The organism is Polaromonas sp. P3_C2 (assembly GCF_056402675.1).
Map to the genome: position 1 here is coordinate 1 of NZ_JBFUGX010000386.1, position 4,047 is coordinate 4,047.

Annotated in this window: 3 protein-coding genes and 1 riboswitch; of the genes, 1 reads left to right on the forward strand and 2 read right to left on the reverse strand. The window is 59.8% G+C overall.

Going from position 1 to position 4,047, the window contains the following annotated elements:
• Positions 1-446: 446 nt before the first annotated feature.
• The gene (locus tag AC1DWI_RS15540; RefSeq protein WP_477670303.1) at positions 447-629 is read right to left on the reverse strand and encodes a hypothetical protein; all 183 of its coding nucleotides are present in this window, start codon (positions 627-629) and stop codon (positions 447-449) included.
• Positions 630-727: 98 nt separating this feature from the next.
• Positions 728-3,547 (reverse strand): methionine synthase, encoded by a 2,820-nt coding sequence (gene metH / locus AC1DWI_RS15545; protein ID WP_477725161.1) that lies wholly within the window; start codon positions 3,545-3,547, stop codon positions 728-730.
• 15 nt (positions 3,548-3,562) lie between these two features.
• Positions 3,563-3,659: riboswitch (S-adenosyl-L-homocysteine riboswitch) on the reverse strand.
• A gap of 93 nt (positions 3,660-3,752) precedes the next feature.
• On the opposite strand from metH, the gene AC1DWI_RS15550 reads away from it, so the two are divergent.
• The coding region (locus tag AC1DWI_RS15550) for a cyclic nucleotide-binding domain-containing protein (protein ID WP_477725162.1) at positions 3,753-4,047 on the forward strand (295 nt) is incomplete at its 3' end.

Here is a 4,047-nt window from a genome sequence, read left to right on the forward strand (position 1 = left end):
CCGTAACCGGGTTACGCATCTGGTAAATCATGGTCCCGCCCATGGCCAGGACGGCCACTCCCAGTATGCCGACGGCCGCCCACAAGGGCTTGCTGGCCGACGGGGCCTGCTGGCCCGGCTGAAGATTTTCGGTGGATGTGTTCATGGCATTTCCCTCTGTGAAATCAATTGGTCCCGCAACGGGGTTTCATCTGTCGTTGTTCAACGTTTCCCATGCCGCGAAGGTAAACATGCTTTGGCAGGCAGCTGTGTATTTATGTAAACGCAGGTTATTCTCCGGCAAAGTCGCCGTAAACGCGAATTGCAACGGTAACGCGGCCTGTTGTTCCTGGAGACGCCCACAGAATCCAGCGAAACGGTCCGCGGAAGGCGGCGCACAACGCCAAGAGGGTTTTCGGTGGAAGTGAATTTCCGTATCACTCCCATTTGCCCCAATGACATCGACCTTAACGTGGCCGGGCAGCGGCCTCAACATCGGTAAGGGAAACTATTGTCTCGTCGCCGTACTTTTCTGCAAGCATTGTCTTTACTTCTTCATAGCTATGTGCGTAGAACGTTTCATGCACGCCCGGCTCGCCTGAATTCTTCTTCCATACGATCGCAAGGTACTCTTTAAGCTGCTTGTCCATCTGCCACTTCATTTTTTAAGGCATGTACCACTATTGCAAAAGCCGCCGATCGTGGCGCCTGATCCCTGCCGCAGCGCTTCGAGTTTCATTAGTGGCTCTTAAAGATTGGGTGCCAGCAGGCGCTGCAATTCCCCGGCTTTCAGACCACGCCGCTGCGCGAGGTCCTGCAGCTGATCGTCGCCGATTTTGCCAACGTTGAAATAGGTGCTCTCGGGGTGGCTCAGGTAAAAGCCGCTCACACTGGCAGCCGGCGTCATGGCCAGGCTTTCGGTCAGGGCCATGCCGACCTCTTCGGCCTTGAGCAGCTCGAACATTTCTTTCTTGACGCTGTGGTCCGGGCAGGCCGGGTAGCCTGGCGCCGGGCGTATGCCCTGGTATTTTTCGGCGATCAACGCCTCGCTGTCCAGTGACTCGGCCGGCACATAGCCCCACAAATCCTTGCGTACGCGCTGGTGCAGGCTTTCGGCAAACGCTTCGGCCAGGCGGTCAGCCAGCGCCTTGAGCATGATGGACGAATAATCGTCGTGGTCATCCAGGAAGTACTTTTCCTTTTTCTCGGCGCCAATGCCTGCCGTGACGGCAAAAAGACCGATGTAGTCCGGAATTTGTGAGGCATTTTGGCCTGCAGCGCCCGTATATTCAGCGCGAGCAGCTATCAATTCAGGAGCAAGCACCTTGGGCGCGACAAAATCAGCCAGGCAACGGCTGGGGCGCATCACGCCGTGAATCGCGGTTTTTTCGGTTTGCTGGCGCAGGCCGTACCAGGTCATGGCCACTTCGCTGCGCGACTCGTCGGTGTAGATCTCGATGTCGTCACCCACGCTGTTGGCGGGGTACAGCGCCATCACGCCGTTGGCGGTGAGCCAGCGGCCTTCAATCAGGCGCTTGAGCATGCGCTGGGCGTCGGCGTACACGCGCACAGCTTCGGTGCCCACGACTTCGTCCTTCAGGATGGCCGGGAAGGCTCCGGCCAGGTCCCAGGTCTGGAAGAAAGGACCCCAGTCGATGTACTGGGCCAGCTCCGACAGGTCGAAGTTCTTGAACACGCGACGGCCAATGAACTTGGGCACGGGCGGTGTGTAGTGGGCCCAGTCCATTGACGTGGGATTGGCGCGGGCCTTGGCCAGCGGCCACATCGGCACCTGCTTTTTGTTGGCGTGCTGGGTGCGCACCTTGTCGTAGTCGGTATACAGCTCTTCGATGTATCTGGCGGCCTGGTCGGACAGCAGGCTTTGCGCCACGCTCACGCTGCGGGACGCATCGGGCACATACACCACCGGGCCTTCGTAGTGCGGGGAGATCTTGACGGCCGTGTGCACGCGGCTGGTGGTGGCGCCGCCTATCAGCAGCGGGATTTTTTTTATGCGGAAGTGATCGTCTTTCTGCATCTCGGCGGCGACGTACTGCATCTCTTCCAGGCTGGGTGTGATGAGGCCCGACAGGCCGACGATGTCGGCGCCTTCAACCTTGGYGCGCGCCAATATTTCATGGCAGGGCACCATCACGCCCATGTTGACGACTTCAAAGTTGTTGCACTGCAAGACCACCGTCACGATGTTCTTGCCGATGTCGTGCACGTCGCCCTTGACCGTGGCGATGATGATCTTGCCTTTGGTCTTGACGTCGCCGCCGGCGGCTTCGAGCAGCAGCTTTTCGGCTTCGATGTAGGGCAGCAGATGCGCCACGGCCTGCTTCATCACACGGGCGCTTTTCACGACCTGGGGCAAAAACATCTTGCCTTGGCCGAACAGGTCGCCGACGATGTTCATGCCGTCCATCAGCGGGCCTTCAATCACATGCAGCGGCCGGCCGCCCTCTGCAAGGATCTCCTGGTAGACCTCTTCGGTGTCGGTCACGATGTGCTCGTTCATGCCGTGGACCAGCGCGTGCGACAGGCGCTGGCGCACCGGCAGGGCACGCCATTCATTCTTCTTGCTGTCGTCCTTGGCGCCGCTCCTGGCGGTCTCGGCCACTTCGATCAGACGCTCACCGGGCGTGAGTTCGGGCTCACCGGACTTGTAGGCCGGTGTACGGTTGAGCACCACGTCTTCCACACGCTCGCGCAGCACCGGATCGAGGTCGTCATACACGCCGACCATGCCGGCGTTGACGATGCCCATGTCCATACCGGCCTGGATCGCGTGGTACAGGAACACGGTGTGGATGGCTTCACGCACCGGGTCGTTGCCGCGAAAGCTGAAGGACACGTTGGACACACCGCCAGAGACCTTGGCGCCCGGCAGGTTCTGCTTGATCCAGCGCGTGGCGTTGATGAAATCGACCGCGTAGTTGTTGTGCTCTTCGATGCCGGTGGCGATCGCGAAAATGTTCGGGTCGAAGATGATGTCTTCGGGCGGAAAGTCCAGCTCATCGACCAGCACGCGGTAGGCGCGCTCGCAGATTTCGACTTTGCGCTCATAGGTGTCGGCCTGGCCTTTTTCATCAAAAGCCATCACCACTGCCGCCGCGCCATAGCGCTTGAGCAGTCTGGCCTGCTGCTTGAAGGGCTCCAGCCCCTCTTTCATCGAGATCGAGTTGACGATGCCCTTGCCCTGAATGCAGCGCAGGCCGGCTTCGATGACGCTCCACTTGGAGCTGTCGATCATGATGGGCACGCGGGCGATGTCGGGCTCACTGGCGATCAGGTTCAGGAAACGCACCATGGCGGCCTGGCTGTCGAGCATGGCTTCATCCATGTTGATGTCGATGATCTGCGCGCCGTTTTCGACCTGCTGGCGGGCCACGGCCAGCGCCTGCTCGTATTCACCGTTGAGGATCATGCGGGCGAAGGCCTTGGAGCCGGTGACGTTGGTACGCTCGCCAATATTGACGAACAGCGTGCCCGCGCCGATGGCGACCGGCTCCAGGCCGGACAGCTTCATGGGGGGGACATTGGGTAAAGATTCAGTTTCAGACACGGACTCACCTTGAGGCAAAGGTGAGCGTCGTTGCTGCAGGGGCCGCCGGAAGCCGCCGCCTGTAACCCAAGCCTGACGAACGCTTGTGTTCGCTGCAACGCTCCTTGGGTTACCATCATTTTAAGGGCTGAACGCCGCCCGCGCCATATCCTTGCGCCAATGGCAAGAGATACCAACAAAAGTCCAGGGGATAGCCGGAGCCACCATGTTTGAAAACCTGTTCGGCAGAAAACAGAAGGGAACGCCCGATGCGCCCGAGTCCATGCGTCCCAAAGACCGCATGCGGGCCATTGAAGGCTCCAGCACGGCCGAGCTTGCCGCCAGGCTGCTGATTGCACCAACCGCCCTGATGCAGCTCACGCCCGAAGAGGCTTTCACCGTCGTCAGCTATATGACGCCGCGCAGGATTTCCGAGGGAACGACCTTCATCCGCGAAGGGGACAAGAGCGATACCGGTTATATGGTGCTGCTGCTCGAAGGCGAAGTCACGGTCGAAAGCA

What these genes read in the sequence shown, in the direction of transcription:
- AC1DWI_RS15540 (WP_477670303.1), bottom strand. Translation starts at nt 629, where the DNA reads ATGGACAAGCAGCTTAAAGAGTACCTTGCGATCGTATGGAAGAAGAAT.